Below are 1,261 nucleotides of genomic sequence, written 5' to 3'. Positions count from 1 at the left end.
CGGCCGCACTCGCGGCCGGGGGCGGTTCTACTCTGGTGACCGGCAAGCGGACAACCCCGTACGAATCAGGAGCCGGCGGATGGATCACAGCGGGCACGGCACATCGATGGATCTGCCGCCGTTCACGCTGGGGCGGGGGCTGGAGTTCTCACCGGACGCCTTCTTCCTGGTCGGCTGTGTGCTGGCACTGGCGCTGTACGCGTGGGGTGTGCTGCGGCTGCGCGGGCGGGGCGACAGCTGGCCGGTGAACCGTACGGTGTTCTTCACGGCCGGGGTGCTGACCGTGGCACTGGTGATGCTGACCAGGCTCAATGACTACGGCATGGTCATGTTCAGCGTGCACATGGTGCAGCACATGGTGATCAGCATGGTCTCGCCGATCCTGCTGCTGCTGGGCGCTCCGGTGACCCTGGCCCTGCGCGCGCTGCCGGTCGCCGCCCGGGGCCGGAAGGGACCGCGGGAGCTGCTGCTCGCCCTACTGCACAGCCGCTGTATGCGGATCGTCACCCACCCCGCCTTCACCATTCCGCTCTTCATCGCGAGTCTGTACGGGCTCTACTTCACCCCGCTCTTCGACTTCCTGATGGAGTCCAAGCCGGGGCACATCGCGATGATGGTGCACTTCCTCGCCACCGGCCTGGTCTTCTTCTGGCCGATCATGGGCGTGGATCCGGGCCCGCAGCGGCCCGGATATGTGATGCGGATGCTGGAGCTGTTCGCCGGTATGCCGTTCCACGCCTTCTTCGGTATCGCGCTGATGATGGGCAGCGAGCCGATGGTCGAGGCGTACGCGAACCCTCCGGCGTCGCTCGGTATCGAGGCGCTGGCCGATCAGAACGCCGCAGGCGGTATCGCCTGGGCGTTCAGTGAGATTCCTTCGGTGCTCGTGCTGATCGCGCTGGTCTTCCAGTGGTACGGCTCCGAGCAGCGGCAGGCGCGGCGCACGGACCGCGCCGCCGACCGGGACGGGGACAAGGAGCTGGCGGCGTACAACGCGTATCTCGCCTCGCTCGACGCGCGGGGGCGGTAGCGCGAAGCCCGGTCCCCGGGTGACGATGACCTTTGGTGACCGCGGTCGCCCAAGGAGGGCGCATGTCCGGATCCACGAAGACGATGGGAGTGCTCACGGTCACGACCCTGGTGGTCGTGACGGCCTATACGGCGGCACTCGGGAGCAATGGCTGGCTCTGGTTCGGCTGGGTGGTGCTCGGCCTGCTGACGATCGGAGTGATCTCCTCGCGCGGCGGGTGAGGCCAGGCGG

At 67.8% G+C, this 1,261-nt stretch carries 2 protein-coding genes; both read left to right on the top strand.

The features are described from left to right. Nucleotides 1–79 precede the first annotated feature (79 nt). Nucleotides 80–1,030, top strand: coding sequence for a cytochrome c oxidase assembly protein (locus tag ACWF94_RS40705; protein WP_453500368.1), 951 nt, complete (start codon nt 80–82; stop codon nt 1,028–1,030). Nucleotides 1,031–1,092: 62 nt separating this feature from the next. Beyond that, on the top strand, nt 1,093–1,251 hold the full coding sequence (locus tag ACWF94_RS40700) for a hypothetical protein (protein ID WP_453500366.1): 159 nt from the start codon (nt 1,093–1,095) through the stop codon (nt 1,249–1,251). Nucleotides 1,252–1,261: the final 10 nt, after the last annotated feature.

Source organism: Streptomyces sp. NPDC055078, assembly GCF_053607985.1.
The sequence above is the reverse complement of the archived record's forward strand: the minus strand, read 5'-3'. Positions and strand labels throughout refer to the sequence as shown.